At 56.7% G+C, this 21,650-nt stretch carries 16 protein-coding genes and 1 riboswitch; of the genes, 8 read left to right on the top strand and 8 right to left on the bottom strand.

Annotation, left to right across the window (positions count from 1 at the left end):
- Positions 1-30 precede the first annotated feature (30 nt).
- Positions 31-163: riboswitch (TPP riboswitch) on the bottom strand.
- Between the two features lie 138 nt (positions 164-301).
- From R5H23_RS08795 to R5H23_RS08785, 3 genes are all read left to right on the top strand, one after another.
- A complete protein-coding gene (locus R5H23_RS08795; protein ID WP_317215171.1) occupies positions 302-2,383 on the top strand; it encodes a S46 family peptidase in 2,082 nt (693 codons plus the stop codon).
- 118 nt (positions 2,384-2,501) lie between these two features.
- The gene (locus R5H23_RS08790) at positions 2,502-3,731 is read left to right on the top strand and encodes an MFS transporter (protein WP_174694799.1); all 1,230 of its coding nucleotides are present in this window, start codon (positions 2,502-2,504) and stop codon (positions 3,729-3,731) included.
- Positions 3,728-4,309: a YdcF family protein gene (locus R5H23_RS08785; protein WP_317215170.1), complete on the top strand. Its 582-nt coding sequence runs from the start codon at positions 3,728-3,730 to the stop codon at positions 4,307-4,309. Before R5H23_RS08790 ends, R5H23_RS08785 begins: the two co-directional genes overlap by 4 nt.
- Here R5H23_RS08785 and R5H23_RS08780 read toward each other — a convergent pair.
- A complete protein-coding gene (locus tag R5H23_RS08780) occupies positions 4,303-5,562 on the bottom strand; it encodes an AGE family epimerase/isomerase (protein ID WP_099211765.1) in 1,260 nt (419 codons plus the stop codon). The genes R5H23_RS08785 and R5H23_RS08780 overlap by 7 nt on opposite strands.
- A 161-nt stretch (positions 5,563-5,723) precedes the next feature.
- Here R5H23_RS08780 and rpe point away from each other — a divergent pair, with 161 nt between their 5' ends.
- From rpe to R5H23_RS08760, 4 genes are all read left to right on the top strand, one after another.
- Positions 5,724-6,398: a ribulose-phosphate 3-epimerase gene (gene rpe, locus R5H23_RS08775; RefSeq protein ID WP_046900742.1), complete on the top strand. Its 675-nt coding sequence runs from the start codon at positions 5,724-5,726 to the stop codon at positions 6,396-6,398.
- A complete protein-coding gene (locus tag R5H23_RS08770; RefSeq protein ID WP_317215169.1) occupies positions 6,398-8,065 on the top strand; it encodes a heparinase II/III family protein in 1,668 nt (555 codons plus the stop codon). The genes rpe and R5H23_RS08770 overlap by 1 nt, the downstream gene beginning before the upstream one ends.
- A 10-nt stretch (positions 8,066-8,075) precedes the next feature.
- Positions 8,076-9,194 (top strand): glycosyltransferase family 4 protein, encoded by a 1,119-nt coding sequence (locus R5H23_RS08765; protein WP_317215167.1) that lies wholly within the window; start codon positions 8,076-8,078, stop codon positions 9,192-9,194.
- A 105-nt stretch (positions 9,195-9,299) separates the two neighbouring features.
- On the top strand, positions 9,300-10,526 hold the full coding sequence (locus R5H23_RS08760; RefSeq protein ID WP_317215166.1) for an SMP-30/gluconolactonase/LRE family protein: 1,227 nt from the start codon (positions 9,300-9,302) through the stop codon (positions 10,524-10,526).
- Between the two features lie 20 nt (positions 10,527-10,546).
- Here the strand turns inward: R5H23_RS08760 and R5H23_RS08755 are convergent, their stop codons facing one another.
- Genes R5H23_RS08755 through tyrS form a run of 4 tightly spaced genes read right to left on the bottom strand, consistent with a single transcriptional unit; the run spans position 10,547 to position 14,160 of the window.
- A complete protein-coding gene (locus R5H23_RS08755; RefSeq protein WP_046900746.1) occupies positions 10,547-11,152 on the bottom strand; it encodes a response regulator transcription factor in 606 nt (201 codons plus the stop codon).
- Positions 11,149-12,273 carry a sensor histidine kinase gene (locus R5H23_RS08750; RefSeq protein ID WP_317215165.1) on the bottom strand — a complete coding sequence of 375 codons (1,125 nt, stop codon included), beginning with the start codon at positions 12,271-12,273 and terminating at the stop codon, positions 11,149-11,151. The genes R5H23_RS08755 and R5H23_RS08750 overlap by 4 nt, the downstream gene beginning before the upstream one ends.
- Positions 12,270-12,884, bottom strand: a complete 615-nt coding sequence (locus R5H23_RS08745) for a hypothetical protein (RefSeq protein WP_317215164.1) — start codon at positions 12,882-12,884, stop codon at positions 12,270-12,272. The genes R5H23_RS08750 and R5H23_RS08745 overlap by 4 nt, the downstream gene beginning before the upstream one ends.
- Positions 12,885-12,909: 25 nt before the next feature.
- Positions 12,910-14,160, bottom strand: a complete 1,251-nt coding sequence (gene tyrS, locus R5H23_RS08740; protein ID WP_317215163.1) for a tyrosine--tRNA ligase — start codon at positions 14,158-14,160, stop codon at positions 12,910-12,912.
- A gap of 189 nt (positions 14,161-14,349) precedes the next feature.
- Here tyrS and R5H23_RS08735 point away from each other — a divergent pair, with 189 nt between their 5' ends.
- On the top strand, positions 14,350-17,139 hold the full coding sequence (locus tag R5H23_RS08735) for a TonB-dependent receptor domain-containing protein (RefSeq protein ID WP_317215161.1): 2,790 nt from the start codon (positions 14,350-14,352) through the stop codon (positions 17,137-17,139).
- A 115-nt stretch (positions 17,140-17,254) separates the two neighbouring features.
- Here the strand turns inward: R5H23_RS08735 and R5H23_RS08730 are convergent, their stop codons facing one another.
- The 3 genes from R5H23_RS08730 to R5H23_RS08720 form a co-directional block, all read right to left on the bottom strand.
- Positions 17,255-19,474 (bottom strand): pyrroloquinoline quinone-dependent dehydrogenase, encoded by a 2,220-nt coding sequence (locus tag R5H23_RS08730; protein WP_317215160.1) that lies wholly within the window; start codon positions 19,472-19,474, stop codon positions 17,255-17,257.
- A complete protein-coding gene (locus R5H23_RS08725; RefSeq protein ID WP_211502285.1) occupies positions 19,474-19,854 on the bottom strand; it encodes a glycerol dehydrogenase in 381 nt (126 codons plus the stop codon). Before R5H23_RS08725 ends, R5H23_RS08730 begins: the two co-directional genes overlap by 1 nt.
- Before the next feature lie 87 nt (positions 19,855-19,941).
- The gene (locus tag R5H23_RS08720; protein ID WP_317215159.1) at positions 19,942-21,498 is read right to left on the bottom strand and encodes a carbohydrate porin; all 1,557 of its coding nucleotides are present in this window, start codon (positions 21,496-21,498) and stop codon (positions 19,942-19,944) included.
- Positions 21,499-21,650 lie beyond the last annotated feature (152 nt).

Below are 21,650 nucleotides of genomic sequence, written 5' to 3'. Positions count from 1 at the left end.
ACGAGAGACACCGAAAATCCAGTCTGTGGATCTGTCAGTAGCCACCATCCCTCCGCCAGCATGAACTGGATCAGGTTCTATGGGTCACTGCGCTGGTATGGCTCTAAAGCGCATACCCTCAGCAGTCTCTCAGCCCTTTGTCAGGGCACCCCAAGGTGAAGAAGCACTCCTTCATGGGCTGCGAGAGAATGTCAATAAATTCCGTAAGGCGTGGGGCGATCAAAATTTCGTCGGGAGGGATGGAGCGGCGATGCAGAGCAGGATAGAGTATTGTTATAAGATAACATTTCTAGGATCTGTCATGCGTGTTGTGAAGCGCCTGTTACCTACTCTGCTCATTGCAGGCACAGCCCTCGGTTCAGCTCAGGCCGAGGAAGGAATGTGGACGTTCGATCATCTGCCAGCCCGTCAGTTGAAGCAGCAATATGGCTTCGAGCCTTCGGCTGAATGGATCAACCACGTCATTCAGTCTTCAGCACGTCTGGCAGAAGGATGCTCGGCGTCTTTTGTTTCTGGTGACGGGTTGGTGATGACAAATCATCATTGTGCCAATACCTGCCTGACCGACCTATCGGACAAGACGCACGATTATTTTCATGATGGTTTTTCGGCAGAAGATGTTTCCAAAGAGCCGCAATGTCCGGGTATGGAGCTGGATCGTCTGGATCAGGTGAAAGACGTGACAGGCCGTGTCGCTGATATGACCTCAGGCAAGCATGGTGCGGATTATGCAAAGGCGCTTCAGGCTGCCAGTAGCGTTCTGACGAAGGAATGTGCGGGCGGAGACGCAACACACTGGCGGTGTGATGTTGTGACGCTCTATCACGGTGGTCAAACTGCGCTCTATCGCTATCGTCGATATCAGGATGTGCGTCTTGTGATGGCGCCGGATCAGGATATCGCATTTTTCGGTGGCGATCCGGATAACTTTACCTTCCCACGGTATGATATCGACCTGTCGATGTTGCGGGTGTTTGAGGACGGTAAGCCGGTCCACACACCTTTCTTCAAGTTTGACCCGAAAGGGCCAAAAGCAGGAGAGTTGGTGTTCACGTCTGGTAATCCGGGGCGAACGCAGCGGTCTCTTCCGGCCAGTGCATTGACGTTCCAGCGGGACGTTATCCTGCCAACCATCATTGGGGTGTATTCTACCAGCGAAGGGGCGCTCTGGCAGTATTCGCGTGAAAGCAAGGAACATCTGATTGAAGCGCAAAATACGCTGTTCGGCGTTCAGAACGGCCTGAAATCTCTGTCGGGCACCGTGAAGGCTCTGCGGGAACCCGGCGTGATGGAAAAGCGTGAAGCGGAAGATCGCGCTCTTCAGGCCTGGATTGATGCGGATGCCGAGCGCCGCAAAATCTATGGCGAGCCGTTCAAAAAAGTGGAGGCTGCACTGGCCATACAGCGCCAGTCTTATGGCCATGATTTTGCCATTGCCCGTACAGTTCATGGCCTGCTCGGTGATGCTGTCATGCTGGTATCAGCCGCGCAGGAGCGACAGAAGCCGGATGCCGAGCGTCGTGCGGGCTACCGCGATGCCGAACTGGCTGAACTTGAAGCTGAAATTTCTGCCAAAGTGCCGGTGCATGTCGATTTGGAAACCATGACGCTGGCTTTGGGTATGACCACGATGCGACAGATGCTGGGTGAGGACGATGCTGCCGTGCATCTGGTTCTGGGCACAAAAAGCCCGGATGAACGCGCGGCAGAACTGATGCAGGGAACAAAACTTGCTGATCCTGCGCAGCGCCTTGCGTTGTATAAGGGCGGTGCAAAGGCCATTCAGGCTTCTACGGACCCGATGATTGTTCTAGCCCGTCAGTTGCAGCCGGTTCTGGATGTGATCCGCAATCGAAGCCGTGATCAGATCGAGGCGCCAATGCACGAAGCTCAGGGTGCGATTGCCCGTGCCCAGTTTGCGCGCGCTCAGGCAGAAGGAAGGGCAGATACGCTTTATCCGGATGCTACATTCTCACCAAGACTGTCTTACGGCACCGTCAAAGGTTGGCAGGAGGGTGCCACGACGATTGCGCCCTTCACAAATTTTGCCGGGATGTACAAACATGCGACCGGGAGCGATCCGTTCCGCCTCCCGCAGGTCTGGCTGGATGCGAAGCCTCATCTGACACTGTCCACGAATCTCGATTTTGTTTCGACGAATGATATTGTGGGTGGAAATTCAGGCTCGCCGGTCATTAACCGGCAGGGCAATGTGGTGGGTCTGATTTTCGACGGTAATCTCGATAGTCTGGCTGGCGATCTTTATTACGATGGCGAGCGCAATAGAGCGGTTTCGACGGATACAAGCGCCATCATGGCTGCACTCAAGACTGTCTATCATGCCGATGCCCTTGCTCAGGAACTGGAACAGGGACACCTGTAATCATGATGTGAGGGTCATTCCTGCGGAATAACCCTCGACATCCAATGTAAGATTCCTGACAGTGGGTGGATGCCAGTCTGTCCGTCTTCCTGTTGTTTTCAGCCTGGAGTGTCCCCTGATGCTGGGTGACACTTTCCGCTCTCTGGGGCGGCGCAATTATCGTGTCTGGGTCTGGGGAGCACTGTTCTCCAACATCGGAACATGGATGCAGTTCACGACGCAGGACTGGCTTGTTCTCACTGAATTGACCCATCACGATGCCATGGCCATTGGCATCGTGATGGCCCTCCAGCTTGCCCCGCCTCTTTTGCTTATGCTCTGGACCGGACTGATTGCTGACCGGGTTGAGAAGCATCGCTTTCTGCTTTTTACACAAGGTGCTCTGGGTGTGCTGGCTGTTGCACTGGGTCTTCTCGTCGTTACGGGATCGGTCCGTCTCTGGCAGGTGGATCTGTTTGCTTTCCTGAGTGGTTGTGTCGCCGCGTTTGACAGTCCTGTTCGTCAGACGTTTGTCGGTGAGTTGGTGGGAGAGACTGACCTTCCAAATGCCGTGGCCATCAATTCCATGTCCTATAATGCTGGACGGATGATCGGGCCTGCGGTCGCAGGGTTCTGTATTGCGGAAATTGGTTCAGGCTGGTCGTTTGTTTTAAACGGGCTTTCGTTTTTCGGTGTCATGGGCTCTTTGCTCTTTATTCGCCGTGAAGACCTGTTTCGGCATGCCAAAGCGAGAGAAACCGAGCGCAACGCCCTGACCAGCGGACTGCGCTACGTCTGGGCGCGCGAGGATCTTCGGACCATTCTGATTATGTTGTTCATTATCGGAGCGTTTGGTCTCAATTTCCCGATCTTTATTGCGACCATGGCAGTTGGCGTGTTTCACGTCGGCGCGCATGGCTATGGAATTCTGAATTCCGCCATGGCCGTGGGCACCATTCTGGGGGGCTTTCTGGCAGCAGGCCGTAAAAAGGCAGATTTTGATGTTCTGCTGAATGGCTCATTGATTTTTGGTGTGGGGTGCCTGTTGGGAGCATTGGCCCCGACATACTGGCTTTTTGCCTGCACGTTGCTCATTACCGGCGTATCATCTCTTACATTTACAGCCACCAGTAACAGCTTCATGCAGCTCTCGAGCGACCCATCCATGCGAGGGCGCGTGCTGGCTATCCGGTTTGCTGTTTTTGCAGGATCATCCCCATTTGGTGCCCCTGTTGTGGGATGGGTTGCCAATTATTTTGGGCCACGGTGGTCCCTGGGTGTCGGAGCACTGTCAGGGTTTTTGGCGGCAGTGGTGGCGTTGTTATACATCCTGCGCATGCGAGAGCAGCAGGGCGAGAAGCATTCGTGACCGTTCGCTGGAGAAAGCGGATTGCGGCAGCGGCGTTGGCTGGCGGTATTATATGTGCGAGTTGGTGCGCATGCGTTGCCGTAACGGGTATGCGTGCTTCTGCCAGCCCCGCAGAAATGGGCGTCATTTTCGGCACAGCCGTCACGGATGCGGGCGTGCCGAAGCCAGCGTTGCAGGACCGTCTGGAAACCGGATTGTTACTCTGGAAAGAAAAGCGCGTTCGGGAACTGATGGTGAGTGGAGCTGTGGAAACGGCCAATCATCAGGATGAAGCTGAAATCATGGCGCACTGGCTGGAAAATCACGGCGTTCCGGCAGAAGCGATCATCGTTGATTCACAGGGAAACAATACCTGGCTGACGGCTCTGCACGTTGCGCAGGAAGCGCCGGAAGGAGCAGTCGTCGTTTCGCAATGGTTTCACATCATGCGGGCAGAATGGGCATTGCGGCATGCTGGCGTGAAAGACGTGTCAGGTGCGTATCCGAAAGTCTTTCGGCTGCCTGAACTCTACTATTTGTTCCGGGAGGCCGTGGCGCTCCCGGTATACTGGGTGACGAAACCGGCGCCTGCTCAGTAGGGCACACCAATCTGTTCGATCGCTGTTGCGAGTGACGGAGCCAAGGGCATCATCGGTGCCAGAGTGGACTGGTAGGCATGGTAAAGGTCGCCCTTACCTTTGTAGATATGTTCTGTCGGCTCGCCTTCTGGGCTGACTTCGTTGAACCAGCTTCCAAAATCCCGATCGATCAGGGTTGTGTCGATATAATCCCAGATCGTGCGATACCAGTGCTCGTAATGTGGATTTCCCGTGCGCTTATACAGGTTGATCGCCGCAGTCAGCGCTTCTGCATGAGCCCAGTGGACGCGGGAAGGCACATGGGGTTTGTGATCCCAGTCAATTGTGTAAACCATTCCGGGAAGACCATCGACATTCCAACCTGATTTCATGCCGGTTTCAAAGAGCGCCTGTGCGTCATGAAGCATCCAGCCCGGTGCTGTTTCGCCTCTGCGGAGTAAAGCTGCTTCCAGTTTCACGGTCAGGTGAGACCATTCAACGAAATGGCCTGGTGTCATGCCGTAAGGGCGTAGATCGTCCGTAGGTTTGTCTTCATGATAATTCTGCAGCAGATCCCAATTTCGGTTGAAGTGCTCGGGCATTGCGAAGCCCTGTTGTGGGGCTAGTTCATGCACAAACCGGGTGACGATCCGCAGCGCGCGGCGCAACCACTTCACATCACCTGTAACATCCGCAAGAGCCATGAAGGCTTCTGTGGAATGCATGTTACTGTTGGCCCCGCGATAGTTTTCCTCGTCAGACCAGTCGTCTGCGAAGCTCTCGCGCATGACGCCTTCGTCTTCAGACCAGAAATGCGTCTCGATCTGATGGATGGCATCCTTGAGAAGTGCGTTGGCACCTTCCACCCCGATCAGAACAGCAGAGGACGCGGCAAGTGCGACGAATGCATGCAGATAGGCCTGCTTGCGTTCATGAGGCTGATCCGCGAAGTGGTTCCAGCCTCCGTGCTGCTGGTCCCGAAAGGATGTCATGAGCGCATTCACGCCATGTGCGACGAGTGGCGCGCTTCCTGGAATGCCCTGGAGTTCCGCAGTCGCATAAGCGTGGACGCATCGCGCAGTCAGGGTTGCTTCTGCCTTGGCGCCTTCAGGAAGATGACCTTCCATATCCAGCCCTGCAAAACCCCCGTCGATACAACCTTCCTTGCTGAAATCCAGCAACCGACGGCCCTGCATTTCGAGCCATGCCCGGTGAGATGGTCGGCGGATCCAGGCGTCTCTACTAAGCAGAATGGGGGAGAGGCGATCGGTCATAAAAACTCCATACTACGGTGGTAGTAGTCAGACAGTCTGATGAGGACGCATCAGCAGCGGTTGGGTTCCTGAGGGCCTCGTCGGCGGTACTCGCTCACGAACGCGCGGGGATGTGCGGAACTGTCTTGCGTCTGGAGGTTGCTTTGCCGATACATAACAACATGACAGAACGATCCCCGATCATTGTCGCCCCCAGCCTGCTGGCTGCCGACTTCGCCCGTCTTGGAGATGAGATTGCATCTATCTCCCGCGCGCCCTGGTTACATCTGGATGTAATGGACGGTCATTTCGTGCCGAATATCTCGTTCGGTCCTGGGGTGATCTCGGCCTTGCGAAAGCATACCGATGCGAAGTTCGACGTGCATCTGATGATCGATCCAGTGGATCCGTATCTGGAAGCAACAGCCAAGGCTGGCGCGGATCACATTACGGTGCACGTGGAAAACGCCCCCCATATTCACCGGACGCTTCAGACCATCCGTGCGCTTGGTTGCCGCCCGGGAATTGCGATCTGTCCGGGGACGCCGCCAGAAGCACTGTCAGAGGTGCTTGATCTGGTAGACATCATTCTGGTCATGACAGTGAATCCCGGGTTTGGCGGCCAGAGCTTCCTGGAAAGCCAGCTGCCAAAAATCCGAACCCTGTCGCGCATGATTGAAGACAGTGGACGCGATATCGTGCTGGCGGTTGATGGCGGCATTGACCCGGTCACGGCGCCCAAAGTGGTGGCTGCCGGCGCGCGGATGCTGGTGGCAGGGTCAGCCGTCTTTGGTAAGCCGGACCGTGACTCAGCCATTCATGCACTTGAAGGCCCGTTCAAGGAAGACAGCGCCTGATGCCCATTCGTCGCTGGATTCAGGACGCACGACTTTCACTCGCACGACTGCCCGTTGGTGGCGGAACTTCAGAGGGACCGGTTTATATTTATCGTGACCCGTGGAAGGGGGACGCCGAGCAGGGCGCCCGCTTTGTCGCGGGTCGCTTTCGGTTTGAGCGGCAGGACTACGATCTGCCGCGCGGAAAGTGGGAACGTGGCCCTTGGCCGGAACCTGCAAAACAGTGGCTGCAAAGTTTTGCATGGCTACGGGATCTGCGCGCCTTAGGCAGTGACGATGCCCGCATGACGGCCCGCGCGCTTGTCGCGGACTGGGTATCGCATCCTCCAACGGATCCGTTGGTCAAGGATGCCTGCGTAACAGGTGCGCGCCTCTCATCCTGGCTGGCAAACCACGAGTTCTGCCTGGCGTCAGCGGACCGTAAACTTCAGCAAAAAATCATGGACCGGATGCTGGTAGAGGGGCGGACCATCGCCGCCCTTTTGCCGCTGGAACCGCAAGGCTGGCGCGGGCTGACGGCCTTGCGTGGCCTGCTTGCTGCGGCTCTGGCTATGCCGGATCACAGCGGGTTCATGACGCGCTTCCTGCGTTACCTTCCAGCGGAAATTGAACGTCTGATTCTTTCCGATGGGACGGTTGCTGAGCGGTCTCCGGAAGCACAATATCAGACAGCGCGTGAGCTGGCAGAAATGTCCGTGATGTTCCGCACAGCGCATTCGAGCGTACCGCCCTTTATTGATGTGGCCCTGGACAGAGTCTGCCCGGTGTTGCGTGCCATGCGTCATGGTGATGGTGGTCTGGCCGTTTTTAATGGTTCCAACGAGCGTTACAGCGCGATGGTGGAAGATGTTCTGGCGCAGGGCTCCAGGCAGAAGCTGATTGCTCCTGCCATGCATCAGGGGAAATTTACCCGGCTGGCGCTCGGGAAGTCTCTGCTGATTGTGGATAGCGGTGCGCCTCCACCGACCAGTTATGATCAGGCAGCGCATGCTGGCACGTTGTCTTTCGAGTTTTCAAACCAGCGGCATCGTCTTTTCGTCAATTGCGGCAGTGCGCAGGTGGGGGCATGGGCGCAGGCGCTGAGGGCCAGTGCAGCGCATACGGTTCTGGTCGCGGATGGTCTGTCGTCCTCAGACTTCGGGCCTGAAGGGCATGTCACGCGGCGTCCGGCGCATGTCACATGCGAACATCAAAGCAGTGGGGAAGCCCATTGGCTGGATCTGTCTCATGACGGGTATCATCCGCCGCTTGGTATGAAGTGGACGCGGCGTCTCTATCTTGGGGCAGACGGAGAAGACCTGCGCGGGCAGGAAGTTCTTGAAGGTGAGCGTGAGACGCCATTTGCCCTGCGGTTCCATATTCACCCGGACGTGCATGTCACACGGGACGACGAAGATATCATTCTTCAGGTGGGCGGCATGATCTGGCGCTTCCGTCAGAAGGGCGGCATGCTACTGCTCGAAGATGACGTCTATCTGGCGCGCGGTCGGCGCGAAAAGACCAAGCAGATCGTTATTGCTTCTCTCAGGCGCGTTGTTCCTGCGGCGGAAGAGGTAGCCGAGAATGGTGGAGAAGCGCAGGAAAATGCCAAACCTGCGGCACCTTCAAAACCACTTCAGGTTGTCTCCCAGACAGTAACCTGGCTTCTGGAACGTATCCCGGAATAAAGGTGCTGTTGTGAAAATCCTTGAAATCACAAATGTTGATTTCTCCCTGCGCCAGTTCCTGTTTCCCTTGATGAAGGCGCTTCGTGCCGCCGGGCATGAAGTTCAGGGGGCCTGTGCGGAAGGTCCACATCTTGCGCCAGTACGGGCAGATGGGTTTGTCGTTCATGCCGTGCCGATGGCGCGGTCATTGTCACCGGTTGCACAGCTTCGCGCGTTTGTCGCGCTGATCCGGCTTATTCGCCGGGAGAAGCCTGACGTCGTGCATGGACATATGCCCATCAGTGGCATTCTGGCGAGGTTTGCTGCACGTCTTTGTGGTGTCAGGATCATTGCCTACACCTGTCATGGCTTCCTGTTCAATCAACCTGGATCTTTGGCCCGCCGGTTGCTCTCCGTTGTTCTGGAATGGGCTGCAGGTCGGATCACGGATCTGTACATGACCGTCTCGGTTGAAGAGGCACGGGATGCACGACGCCTGCACCTGAATGCGCATCCCGTTGCTATTGGTAATGGCCGTGACCCCAAGCGCTATCATGCCAATCCCTTGGTACGGGCCCGTATTCGTAGAGAGTTGGGTGTTCCGGAAGATCGCCCCGTGGTCATCGTGGTTTCGCGACTGGTGCGCCACAAAGGCCATCCGGAGCTTCTACGAGCCATGGAAGATGTGCCAGGAGCCGAACTCTGGGTTGTGGGGGAACGGCTGCCATCTGATCATGGCGATGCCCTCGGGCCCGCGTTTGACAGAGCCAGACAGCTTTTGGGCCCGCGGTTGCGGATGCTGGGTTATCGGGAAGATGTGCCGGATCTTCTTGCCGCCGCAGACGTGTTTGCGCTTCCAAGCCACTTTGAAGGGCTTCCCATGTCCGTCATTGAAGCGATGCTGACGGAATTGCCTGTAGTGGCGACTGATGTTCGCGGTCCACGAGAACAGGTCGTCGATGGACAGACCGGCTTTCTGGTGCCTCCCGGCCTCTCTGCGCCATTGGCCCGCGCGCTGAGAACAGTGACACAGGATCTACCTCTGGCGCGTGCTATGGGAGAGCGAGGACGTCAGCGCGCAGTTGCGTCCTATAGCGAAAAACGGATCATGGACCTCGTGGTGCGTCTGATCGAGGCTGAAGCGCGGTAGACGTTTTTCTCGAAATTCTCTGGTATTTCCTGGTTATTCCGAAATTTTGATTTTCGCCTTTTAGGAAAACAACGAGAATAGGCACGTTCTATTTGGAGAGGGACGATGTCTGACGAAACGAGTGTTCAGACTGACGGGAATAGCCGGTCAGGTGTTCTTCTGGCGCGCCGCACGGTTCTTTCGGGGGCGGCGGGGCTGGTCTGTCTTGGGGCTGTCAAAGCCAAAGCGGCTCAGCCGCAGGGGGCAGTAGAACCGCCGAGTGTTGTCAGCCAGCCACCTAGAGCGTGGGGCGAGAAAGCAGGTCCCAGTTATCTGCCTGATCCTGACGTGATTGCGATAGATCCCTCGTTTCGTGATCTGACGTATTTCGCGGCTCCCATTCGTCGCGTGTGGGATCAGGGCGGCTGGCTGGAAGGTCCTGCATGGAGCAGTGAAGGGCGCTTTCTGGTTCTCAGTGATGTTATTCGCTCCCGTGCGTTACGCTATATTTGGGAAACCGGAGAAATCACGGATTTCCGCCCCGATGGCTATGCAGCTAATGGGAACTGTTTTGATTTCGATGGCCGACTTGTTGTCTGTGAAGATTTTTTCCGGCGCGTCGTACGGTGGGAGCACGACGGAAGCGTCAAGGTTCTCGCGGATAAGTTTGACGGGAAGGGGTTAAATTCCCCCAACGATGTTGTGCCTCACCCCGATGGAAGCTTGTGGTTCACGGACCCCGGTTACGGCACGAACATTACGGAAGGTCATGCGGATGAACCCGGTGGGCCCACCAATCCGGACGGAAAAATCCGTTGGAATATTGGCCGTGAACTGACGGGTGAAATTGGCGGGACCAAACGACAAAGTGACCACGTCTTTCGCATCGCCCCGGATGGAACGCTTCAGGCCGTTTTGCAGGAAAAGGATCTATTTGATCCGAACGGGCTGTGTTTTTCTCCCGACTACAAAAAGCTCTACGTTGTTTCGACGCCTAAAGGGCCGGGGCAGAAAGCGGGTGGCGATCAGGCCATCCATGTCTATGACGTGAATGGCAGCAGCCTTACCAACGGGCGCATTTTTGCGGACATGAAGCTGAATGGCGCACAGATGAACCCGGATGGCATTCGTGTGGATGTATTCGGGAACTTGTGGTGTGGCGCGTCGGGTCCGCTCGGCTTATGCGGGGTGTTTGTTTTCAATCCGGCTGGCAAGCTGATTGGTCGGCTTCGGTTGCCTCAGGGGTGTTCGAACCTGACATTCGGTGGCCCAAAACGCGACCATCTGTTCATGTGCGCAGCCGGGTCACTGTTTGTGCTGCAGGTTGGCGTGCAGGGATTTGCGCCGTCCTGAACCGTCGTTGCCGGCTGAGGTCAGAGCCAGCCGTTCTGTCGGGCGACACGCCCGGCTTCAATCCGGTTACGGGCATCGAGTTTCTGAACAATTTCCGAGAAGTAGTTACGGACTGTCCCGGCGGACAGGGAGAGCTCTTCGGCAATCTCCTTGTTCGTGCGCCCGGCTTCAGCCAGACGGAGCATGGACCGTTCACGGTCTGACAACGGGTCGGGCAGGGCATCCCAGACAGACTCTGCCAGATCTGACGCAATAGCCCGGCCACCAGCAGCGACTTTCCGAATAGCATCGGCGAGTTGCGTAATCGGGGCATCCTTGAGCATGTATCCCCGCACGCCTGCCTGAAGAGCACGGCGCAGATATCCGGCACGGCCAAAGGTTGTCACGATCATGACACGGCTTGGAAGGCCCTGCTCCCGGATTTTTTCTGCCAGTTCAATGCCTGTCATGTTCGGCATTTCGATGTCCGTGATGATGACATCCGGGCGCAGGTCGGCCGCGAGCTGGAGCGCCCGTTGTCCATCTGGTGCGCGCCCCACGATCTGAATGTCTTCTTCAAGGCCAAGAAGCGCTTCAAAAGCATCCAGAAGCATGGCTTGGTCTTCTGCCAGAATAAGGCGGATCATGGGGTAATACTCGCTGTGAGTCGGAGGCCGCTGGAGGTATGGCTTAGCATTAAGGAGCCTCCCGCAGCGGCAAGACGTGTTCTCATGCCACGAAGGCCGTTTCCTTCCTGTGGAGGGGCCGGAGACCGGCCTGACTGCTGGGCGCCATCATCTTCAATGCGAATGGCACAGGGTTGACCCGCAGCATCACAGTCAAAACTGATGGTGCAATGTCGCGCACCGGAATGACGGATCACATTCGTGACGGCCTCTCGCAATGCCATCGCGAGAACGCTGCTTTGTGGGTGATCTTCGAGACGCTCAGCGTGATGAATGGTCAGACTGATGGACGCTGCTTCAAGCGCCTTGCGGGCGCGCTCCAGCTCATGCTGAAGGGACGCACCATTCATGCCGGTGACAGCCTCGCGGACTTCTTTCAAAGACGTTCGGGCAATCTGTGTGATGTCCTGAAGTTCTCGCTGTGCGCGTTCGGGGTGCGTCTCGAACAGGCGGTTGGCCAACTCGGCTTTGACTGAAATGACCGTCAGGGAATGGCCCAGAAGATCATGTACATCCCGCGCGATACGCTCGCGCTCTGCTGTGGCGGCCAGAGTCCGGATTTCGTGTTGTGCCTTGCGGAGTTGCAGGTTTTGCAGGCCAAGCTTCCACTGCATCCACGTCCCGATATAGGTGATGATGCTAAAGAAGGCCCCGATGCTCGCGTGGAGCATGGATTTGTCCTGAAGCCAGACAAACGCGAACAGGGCGATCTGCAAACATACAATTGTCAGGACAGCTTGCCGCATCTGCCTGAAACAGGCGCACATGGCGGTGGCATAAATATTGAAGACCAGCCAGTCGCCCTGCGTCCATGCGGTCGCAAATCCGATAAGGGCCGTGAAGATGATTTCTGGCAGCCCATAATACCGGTCATTGCGGTAAGGCGCGAAATACAGCAGCAGGAAAATGCCTGTTGCCCCAGCAGAAAACAGGGCTGCCGGAAGGGTGGGTGCTCCATGGATCAACCAGGGAATAGGGTAGATCAGAAGATAAACGAGATAAGAGACCCGATACCGGTTGAAGCTCGGCCAGTTGTCTTCCTTGTTTCCAGGAAGCGGGATGAAGGTCTCTATTTCTGTCATGAGGGCAAGGCGTTCTTCGGCAGAAAGGACAGGGTTCCGGAATTGCGCAGACGGATAACGGCACCGACCCAGATGGCCAGAGCAGTTCCAAAGCCTGCAACTTCAAGATGTAGCGGTTCTGGAAGCAGGAAAGAAAGAGCTGACACGCTGACAATCACAAAACCCATGATGACGTGAATGGGTTCGTGCATCGCGCGGCCCATAGGGATGTACGAAAGGCCAATAATGCATCCGAGCAGCGGGTAAAGCAGTTCCGGATGATGCGTGCTGCGGACGGAGGTAATCATTACAGTAATGGCAATGATGCGCATGATCTTTACACGGCGCAGCAGGGCCGCGTCCCAAATGCGCTCGGGGCGACACTGGATCAGGTCGCGTCTGGCAAACCCGGCAAGCAAGGCTAGCGTGATGACAGCAATCGGGATGGCCATGGCCATTGTGGAGACATGCGCTGCCATGGCCCCGCGTGCTGCCCAGACGACGGCGAACAGCAGTCCGGCGGCATCGGTGGAAAGAGCTTTCCAGTTTTTCTGATTTGTCACGACCGCGGACTCCACTGTTTCGGAAAGATTATGACACAAGCCATGATCCGAAACAGTGAAGGACGTCATGACAAGGTCATGACATCTGTCAGATTCAGACCGGACGGATAAGAATGTGCTTCTTTTTGCCGGAAGAGACCTTCAGCGTGCCTTCCCGCAGATCCTCGAGCGTGAAGACCTGGTTTTCATCGGAAATGACGACGTCATTGACGCGGCCACCACCGCCACGGATCAGCCTACGGGCCTCCCCGCCACTGGCGGCCAGTCCGGCCTCCTGAAACACGCGGAACGCCGGTAGACCTTCGGCCAGCATATTGGCGGGAAGATCGATTTCCGGAAGAGCTGCCGTTGTGGAGCCCTGTTCGAAGACCTTGCGGGCCGTCTCGGCAGCCTCTTCTGCAGCCGTGCGTCCGTGACAGATCGCAGTCGCTTCCGTGGCGAGGATCTTCTTGGCCTCGTTGATCTCGGCCCCTTCAAGTGCGCCCAGTCGCTCGCATTCTTCCACAGGCAGATCCGTGAAAAGTTTGAGGAAGCGGCCGACATCGGCGTCTTCCGTGTTGCGCCAGAACTGCCAGTAGTCAAAGACCGAGCGCTTCTCGGCACGGAGCCATGTGGCGCCCTGTGCGGACTTGCCCATCTTCACGCCGGACGACGTGGTGACGAGAGGCGTGGTGAGACCAAACACCTGCTTGCCATCAGTGCGGCGCGTCAGGTCGATACCGGCAACAATGTTGCCCCACTGGTCCGAACCGCCCATCTGAAGCACCGCACCATGGCGACGGTTCAGTTCACGGAAATCGTAAGACTGGAGGATGGAGTAGTTGAACTCTAGGAACGTCAGACCCTGCTCACGGTCCAGACGCTGCTTCACACTCTCGAAAGACAGCATACGGCTGATGGAGAAATGAACGCCGACGTCCTGTAACAGGTTGATGTAGGACAGCTTGTCCAGCCATTCCGCATTATTGGCGAGGATCGCGCCGCTGGATGGGTCTTCATCGCTGAAGGTGATGAACTGACGCAAGGACTGCTCAATGCCGGCAATGTTGTGCGCGATGGTGTCGTTCGTCATGAGCGAACGGGCTTCGTCACGGAAGGACGGATCACCGATTTTGGCTGTCCCGCCGCCCATTAGAGCGATCGGGCGATGACCATGCTTCTGCAACAGGCGCAGCGCCATAATGGACATAGCATTGCCGACATGCAGGGAGTCTGCCGTCGGGTCGAAGCCTACATAGGCAGTAATTGGTCCAGCCAACATGGCTTCATCGAGGGCGTCGAGGTCGGTGCACTGGAAAATCAGGCCGCGTGCCTGGGCTTCGAGAAGGAACGGACTCTTTGGCATGGATCGGTCTTGCTGCTGCGCTGTCGGAAAAGGGGAAGGCCTGTCTATCATAACATCACGCAAAGCACGACCATGTGCCCCATGACACCGGACGCAACGGGATGGTCATTGTTTGTCGCTTGAATGACGGCACCGTCGGTCACTAGAGATATGTTATATCGTAACATAATGTCTGAGTGTGTATCCCCCATGTCTGTCCGTCCTTTTCGGAAAGCTGTTCGTCCTTTTTATCCGGCTCTGATTGGCAGCATGATGTGGAGCCCTGCCGTCTTTGCAGATGACCGGACAGAGACCCTCAAGTCCTCGAAGTCCGAGGATATTGTTGTAACGGGATCTTATCTTGGAGGGGCGGGGAACAAGACCGCCAATCCGGTTCAAATCATTTCGGCGAAGGATATTCAGAAAACCTCGGCTATCTCCCTTGGAGACTATCTGACGCGTCTGCCCTCTGTCGGCTCATCAGGAACACCCAATACCCGCACGAACGGCGGTGGGGGTGTGTCCTGCACAGACCTGCGCAATCTGGGGCAGGGGCGTGTTCTGATCCTGATTGATGGCAAGCGCACCGCGATGAATGCTGGCTCGGAATGTGTGGATCTCAACGCTATTCCCGTGCAGCAGATCGACCGGATCGAGATCCTGAAGGATGGGGGGTCCGAGCTTTATGGAGCGGATGCTGTCTCAGGCGTCATCAATATCCGGCTGAAACATGATCTGACGGGTGGAAACCTGACGATCAAGGGCGGCATCACACAATATGGAGACAGTCGATCCGGGCTGATTTCTGGCTACAAGGGCTTCAATTTCGATCATGGCCGCGGCAACGTCACCCTGTTTGGTCAGTACGATACGACTGGACCGATTTCTTCACGGGATCGACGATGGGCTGCGCTGCCGCAGAACGACAATCCGGCTTCTGGAGCGCCAGGTTTTGGCTCCTCCATTATCCCATCAGGCGTGGCGTTTAACCCGGTGACAGGCAAGCGCATGGTCCCTGACGGCAATGGCAGTTTTCGGGCCTTTCAGTCTTCAGATCTGTATAACTTCGCTGAAGGCTCAATGCTTCAGAACTATCATCAGAATGCGGCCTTGTCTGGTGATGCCCATTACGATCTGAACTCACACATCACGCTGTATTCCAACGTTCGTTACAGTCACACTACGGCGTCCCGGCAGCTTTCCCCCTCTCCTGTGCAAGGGAGCATCCCGCCTTCCAGTCTTCCGTCTTCCTGGATCATTCCAGCGGATAGTCCTGATAATCCATGGGGTAAGGATTACGCTGTGACGAAGCGGATGGAAGATGTCGGATACCGGCAAAATGATTTTGCTGTGGATACCTGGACGGTCATTGGTGGTGCCAAAGGACGCATTGTCGGGGACTGGCAGTATGATGCCTCCATGACTTACGGCGTCAGTCAGTTGACGGCGCAGACGCAGAACATGGTCAACTATCGACACCTTTTGGAAACGACAGGCACAGAGCAGCTTGATCCATCCAGTTCGTCGAGTGCGGTGCGATATAACCCTGATATCTGTGTGGCAGCGTCAGGATGTGTTCTGCAAAACCCATTCGCACCGTATTCAGAGCAGGCTGCAAATTACGCCCGGTTTACGCAGCGCGACCACGCGGATTACCAGATGCGGGACGTCAATCTGCGTTTCCACAACAACCATGTTCTGAGCCTGCCATACCGTCACGGCGGTCAGATCGGTCTCGCATTCGGGATGGAACACCGGAGCGAGCAGCTAAGCTACAAGCCTGATCCAGTTGTGGAGCGTGGGGACTCAACAGGCGCAACTACGGCTTATACGGGTGGCGGTTTTCATGTGACGGAAGGGTATGTCGAAGGGAAAATCCCGCTTCTCGAACATGCTTTTCTGGCCCGGGATCTGACTGTGGATCTTCAGGGCCGTGTCTCGGCCTATAATACATTCGGGACGACGAAGAACTGGAAGGTCGGGCTGCACTGGGCGCCTGTTCAGGACGTAGCTTTCCGCGCGACGCTGGGAACGTCCTACCGGCAACCCAGCATCTACAGTCTCTACGGCGGTCGCACGCTGAGCTATCCGTCTGCGTCGGATCCATGCAGTCAGGCGGGAGCTTACGGTGTGCGGGCTGGGACGGTTCGGGCAAGGTGCCTGTCTGAAGGGATCAACCCCGAGACGTTCAGTTCGGCGTTCGTGGGGCAGTTGCCCACGCTGTCGGGCGGAAATGCGGCTTTGAAGCCAGAAACTGGCCGCACCTATACAATCGGAACAGTCGTCACGCCGCATTGGGTGCCGCATCTCTCGCTGTCTGTCGAATACTGGCACTATACGTTGCAGAACATGATTTCAGCACCGGGCACTCAGTATATTCTGGACGGATGCTATACGGGAACGGAACCACAGCTTTGCTCGCTGGTTTCGCCACGGTCCACAAGCGGGCAGCTTACGGCGATTTCTGCCGTTCAGCAGAACCTTGGTGGCCTGCGGACGAACGGTCTGGATATCGACCTGACATACCGGATGCGTCTCGGGCGGCAGGACAGTCTGTCCCTGTCCGAAAACTATCAGCAGTTGATCGGGTATTTCCAGCAGTACACGCCGGGCGGGGCGTGGCGGAATTATACAGGACGACTGCTCTATCTGTCTGGCAGCGGGATGCCGCGTGAGCGGAGCTACACTACGGTCAGCTGGCAGCATGGCGCGTTCAGCATGACCTACATGGTGCAGTATATTGGCGGGATGCACTGGAATGACGGCACGAACGATCTGGCACCGCAGACGGCCGGGCGTACGCGGTCACCGGGCGTCTTCCTTCAGGATGTGACGGTGGGATATCGAGCGGGTCGATGGACGGTTAATACGGGCATCAACAACCTGTTCAACAGGCAACCGCCTTTCGTGGTGGATGGGGCATCCAATACGGCTGTGGCGCAGTATTCGGGCTTTATTCCTGGCCGCTATGTGTTTGCACAGGCAGGTGTGGATTTCTGAGAGGTATAAAAAGAGAGGCGTCCACGTGTGACGCCTCTCTCGTTTCAGTCCGGGTATTCAGTCTGGACTGACCTGCCCATATTCACTTGTACAGGCAGGGGTTCGCATAAGTTTTTCAGTGCTTGATGGCATCTGGCAGAGCGTAAACCACAAGCTGGTCCGTAACCGGTGTCATCATGAAGTGATGTCCCCCTGCCATGATGGCAACGTATTGGTGGCCGTTGGCTTCGTAGGTCATCGGGTTGGCCTGACCGCCGCCTGGGAGCACCGCACTCCACACGACCTTGCCGGTGTGCTCGTCAATGGCACGGATCTGGTTATCCGTAGCCGCTGCAATGAACACCAGACCACCAGCCGTCACGACAGAACCGCCATTGTTCGGTGTTCCAATCTCCCATGACAGGCCGGTGGGGAGCCCCCAGGGGCCATTGGCACGAGCTGTTCCCAGCGGATGCTGCCACAGCACTTTCTGACCGTGCTTCATGTCGATCGCCGTGATCATCCCGTAAGGCGGCCGATGGCACAGCATCTTGGTGAACGGGTCCCAGAAAGGGGCAATGGCGATCGCATAAGGTGTGCCTTCCATCGGGCCATTGCCTTCCGCCGCCCCGGCACCCGGTTTGTAATGCGGATCGTCGATCGGCATCAGTTTCAGGGCATCGGCCTTCCGGCGGGTGATGAGCTGGGCATACATTGGTGATGCATTCCAGTTGGCAATCAGGATGCCGGTGTTTGGGTCGTAGGACATGGAGCCCCAGTCACTGCCACCATTGTTGCCGGGGTACATGATCCATGGCTTGTCCAGACTTGGGGCCGTGAACTCACCGTCATAATGCGCGCTGCGGAATTTGATCCGGCAGTAGAGCTGATCGATCGGAGACATGCCCCACATGTCTTTTTCGCGAAGCTCTGGCATCCGAAGGGCAGGCATGCCGACAGACCAGGGCTGCGTCGGCGCGCGGCTGTCACCGGGCACATGTCCTGCTGGAGCAGGGCGCTCCTCCACGGGCAGGATTGGCTTGCCCGTCCTGCGGTCCAGCACAAAAGTCTGGCCACGTTTGGTTGGAACAATCAGAGCCGGTGCCAGCATGCCGTCTGGCCCCCGAAGGTCCATCATTGTGACCTGGGAACCCATGTCATAATCCCAGACATCCTTGCGGGTCGTCTGATAGACCCAGCGTGGGGAGCCTGTTTTGACATCGAGAGCAACGATCGACGTGGAAATGGCATTTTCTGCTGGGCTACGCAGCCCGCTGTAGTAGTCGCCGCCAGCATTGCCAGTCGGGACGTACACAAGGCCCTGTGCATTATCTCCGGTCATGGCCGCCCATGAATTCGGCGTGCCACGGCTATAATGGCGATTTCCCGTTGGCTGGCTGTGATCGTCAGGATTGCCAACATCCCATGCCCAGACAAATTTTCCGCTTTCCGCATCGTAACCACGGATCACACCAGATGGTGCCCAGCGACGCTGACCATCCAGCACCTCATGATTGACGATGACAACACCGTTCACCACAGGCGGCGGAGCCGTTATGGCCACGAAGCCGGGGACGGATTCACCCATGCCCTGCATCAGGTTGACCTGTCCGTTATGGCCAAACGCGGGGCAGAATTCACCTGTTGCCGCATCGACGGCCACGAGGCGCATATCCAGTGTGCCTTCAATAATGCGGTTGTGGCAGGGCTGACCCTCGGGCACGGCAGCAGACGTGAAATACGTCACGCCCTTGCAGGCTGCCGTGTAGGGAATGGACTCGTATTTGACGTTCAGATTACGGCGCCAGATCTCTTTTCCAGTCACCGGGTCCAGCTTCATGATGTCGTTCTGAGCTGAGCACATGTAGAGGCCGTCACCCACCTTGATGGGTGTGGTTTCAGCCGCCCATTTATTGGTCTGACCCGGACGTGGATAGCTGCCCGTATGGTAGGTGAATGCAACCTTCAGGTTGTTGACCGTCTCGGGGGTCAGTTCTGTCAGAGGCGAATAGCGCGTCTGGTTATCGTCACGGCCATAGGCCGGCCAGTCTTCATGCGATGGGCTTGCACTCTGTTGGGGCGCCATGGCTGGAATTTCGGAAATGTCGATTGATCCGATATTCGGCAGGTTTGCAGCATTTACGCCGGGAGCCTGCGGGGCATACGGAGACGGTCCGGCAAAATAGCTTGAATCCGCCGGTGTGTTTTCCTTGGGTTCGTCGGCGTTGCCCGGGCCGGGAATAGTCGCCGAAGGTGGCCCCCCAGAGCCTGCGGGAGCGAACTGAGCGTGGGCGGCGAGAGGCGAACAGGCGAGCGCGAGGCCTGCGGCTGTTGCGAGAAGGTGAGACCGACGCATCAGACGGCTCCTCTGAGTGTACGGCGGGATTCCAGGCGGCGAAGGACCGGAATGGTCAGGACCACCAGAATGCCGAGAATGGTCGGGCCGAAAGCGCGCGGCAGAAGGTCAATCGGGCTGACCCCGACTTCCCACAGGGACCAGACCCATGTGTAGGCCAGGGCGCCGAGGTACAGGAATGCGCCAAGCGTGCGGCCCATCACCATGAACACCCCGCTGGCAACCAGCACGATCCCGCAAATGACGTAGTAAACAGAGCCGCCCAGCATCGCGAGGTCAGCCCCCATGATGACAAAGATCAGGCCCACAAGAAGAATAACGACCCCCAGAAGCAGCGTCAGCCACTCCGTCAGAGTCTTCGTGCCGTTACGGACAGCCATGGACGTGTTCTCCGGTAAGGGATGTGCTGTTTCTGCCGCAAGAATTGATTTTGGAATGATTCATGATCCCGGTTTCCATGTGTGGTCTTAGAAAGTAATTCCGGTTTCGAAATCCAGTATCAGTGGATTTTTGTACCGGTTGGTCCCGCCTGTGCTCCAGATGTACTGGGCGCCAGGACGGATCAGCAGCCATGGGGTGGGGCGCCATCCGTAGTTCAGTTCGATGGCATGTTCGCCACTTGGGCGGTAAAGACCGGTGGCGCCATTTTTCTGAAGTTCTGCGACCCAGTTGGCCATCTTGGCGTTCACCCAAAGAAACTTCATGCCGAGGCTAACTGTGTCATCCGGGCGACTTTTGAACGTGCCTTTGCGTGTCAGGCCCCAGTCGACAAAGTATGGCGCGATGGCCGTTCTTGGATCACCCCAGGTGAAGGACGCAAAAAACGATGTGCCGCGATGCGCATCCCCTGCGTCGCGCTGGATCATGCGATCGAACTGGAACCATCCGCCGAAGCGTCCCCTGACTTTCGCTGTTGGTGCACTAACTAGATAGTTACTTGGAATTTCAAACATTCCATATTGGGAGTACACATTGTTGACCTGTGACGTATCCCAGTATCCGCCGATCTTGACGTTGGTCTGCAGGGGGCCACTGTAATCGTCTTTTCCGCCCTGATGCCAGACAAGCTGGAAGGGCAGAAAGGTGCCGGTGGCGCCGTGCAGGTTCATCTTCCACCCGTTATGGGTGTTTCCAATCGTCGGATCAGCAGAATAGACGCCAAACTGAATGGAATAATGGTTGTTTCCGGCAGGGTAGAATTTCACCCATGCTCCGGGATGGGCCGTCGGATAGTATCCATAGCCTGAGTTGTAAGCGATGGACTGTGGCATGCCGCAGATGGCGTTGGTCTGGAACTGACAGTAGTTGTTCATGCCCCAGTAGATGGACCATGTTTCGAAGTCAGTTTCAGAGTTGATTTCGCCGATTGTCGTTGAAACGTAGCGGTTCCAGTTCATCTCCCAAGACAGCAGAGATAAACGCACTGTGGGAGAGCCATAGATTTCCTGCGGACTGTTTAGTGCAGGAAGTTTTGCACCGAGGCCCTGTCCCGCGCGGGAGGTCACGATGAAGTGGAACAGGCCGATGCTGTAGCCTGTGAGCTTCTTGAGATCGAAATCAAAATTCAGGCCGATTTCGTGTGCGTACCTCACATTCTGGGACTTGCCGCCCATCGGGTTGCCAGCAGAATCCTGAAAGTAATGGCCCGTGATGTTCACGCCCTTGTCCGTCAGCCATGGGCGCCAGCCGCCCCAGTCCCCGGTCATGGTGCTTTGCTTCATCCAGTCATGCAGGCTGGCGGGAAGAAAGGACTGATCCGTTGTTATCGGCTGGGCAAGGTCGTTCACGCCAGGTTGGGATGGTGTGACGGTTACGGGCTTGGGAGCAGGACGGATGGTCTTGATACGGGTTTTTGCATTGCTCCTGTAGCGAAGGGCTGCATGTTCCGAGGTTGTTCGCTCATCCTCGGATACGGTTGCGGTGGAAGATTGCGCCCGTGCAGTGCCTGTGGTGAAGGCAAATCCTGACGTAATGGCGCAGACCAGTCCCAGCGATTTGACCCATTGTCTCTCGAACGGCTGCATATTCTCAACGGCCGGGCGGGCCGTGTCCCAACTCTGCTTAAGTAACGGACCGTTCCGTTACATGAACATGAATCTATCTCACGAGACGGACGAGGCCCGGGAATGACAAAGAAGAGAGAAGTTTTACAGACGCTCTGTCTGTGATTTGGAAG

Source organism: Gluconobacter sp. GP1 (assembly GCF_032913585.1).
Taxonomy (GTDB): Bacteria; Pseudomonadota; Alphaproteobacteria; order Acetobacterales; family Acetobacteraceae; genus Gluconobacter; species Gluconobacter cerinus.
The sequence above is the reverse complement of the archived record's forward strand: the minus strand, read 5'-3'. Positions and strand labels throughout refer to the sequence as shown.

What these genes read in the sequence shown, in the direction of transcription:
- R5H23_RS08750 (WP_317215165.1), bottom strand. Translation starts at nt 12,273, where the DNA reads ATGACAGAAATAGAGACCTTCATCCCGCTTCCTGGAAACAAGGAAGAC.
- R5H23_RS08735 (WP_317215161.1), top strand. Translation starts at nt 14,350, where the DNA reads ATGTCTGTCCGTCCTTTTCGGAAAGCTGTTCGTCCTTTTTATCCGGCT.
- R5H23_RS08725 (WP_211502285.1), bottom strand. Translation starts at nt 19,854, where the DNA reads ATGGCTGTCCGTAACGGCACGAAGACTCTGACGGAGTGGCTGACGCTG.
- R5H23_RS08790 (WP_174694799.1), top strand. Translation starts at nt 2,502, where the DNA reads ATGCTGGGTGACACTTTCCGCTCTCTGGGGCGGCGCAATTATCGTGTC.
- R5H23_RS08760 (WP_317215166.1), top strand. Translation starts at nt 9,300, where the DNA reads ATGTCTGACGAAACGAGTGTTCAGACTGACGGGAATAGCCGGTCAGGT.
- tyrS (WP_317215163.1), bottom strand. Translation starts at nt 14,160, where the DNA reads ATGCCAAAGAGTCCGTTCCTTCTCGAAGCCCAGGCACGCGGCCTGATT.
- R5H23_RS08780 (WP_099211765.1), bottom strand. Translation starts at nt 5,562, where the DNA reads ATGACCGATCGCCTCTCCCCCATTCTGCTTAGTAGAGACGCCTGGATC.
- R5H23_RS08745 (WP_317215164.1), bottom strand. Translation starts at nt 12,884, where the DNA reads ATGACGTCCTTCACTGTTTCGGATCATGGCTTGTGTCATAATCTTTCC.
- R5H23_RS08755 (WP_046900746.1), bottom strand. Translation starts at nt 11,152, where the DNA reads ATGATCCGCCTTATTCTGGCAGAAGACCAAGCCATGCTTCTGGATGCT.
- R5H23_RS08730 (WP_317215160.1), bottom strand. Translation starts at nt 19,474, where the DNA reads ATGCGTCGGTCTCACCTTCTCGCAACAGCCGCAGGCCTCGCGCTCGCC.
- rpe (WP_046900742.1), top strand. Translation starts at nt 5,724, where the DNA reads ATGACAGAACGATCCCCGATCATTGTCGCCCCCAGCCTGCTGGCTGCC.
- R5H23_RS08720 (WP_317215159.1), bottom strand. Translation starts at nt 21,498, where the DNA reads ATGCAGCCGTTCGAGAGACAATGGGTCAAATCGCTGGGACTGGTCTGC.
- R5H23_RS08795 (WP_317215171.1), top strand. Translation starts at nt 302, where the DNA reads ATGCGTGTTGTGAAGCGCCTGTTACCTACTCTGCTCATTGCAGGCACA.
- R5H23_RS08770 (WP_317215169.1), top strand. Translation starts at nt 6,398, where the DNA reads ATGCCCATTCGTCGCTGGATTCAGGACGCACGACTTTCACTCGCACGA.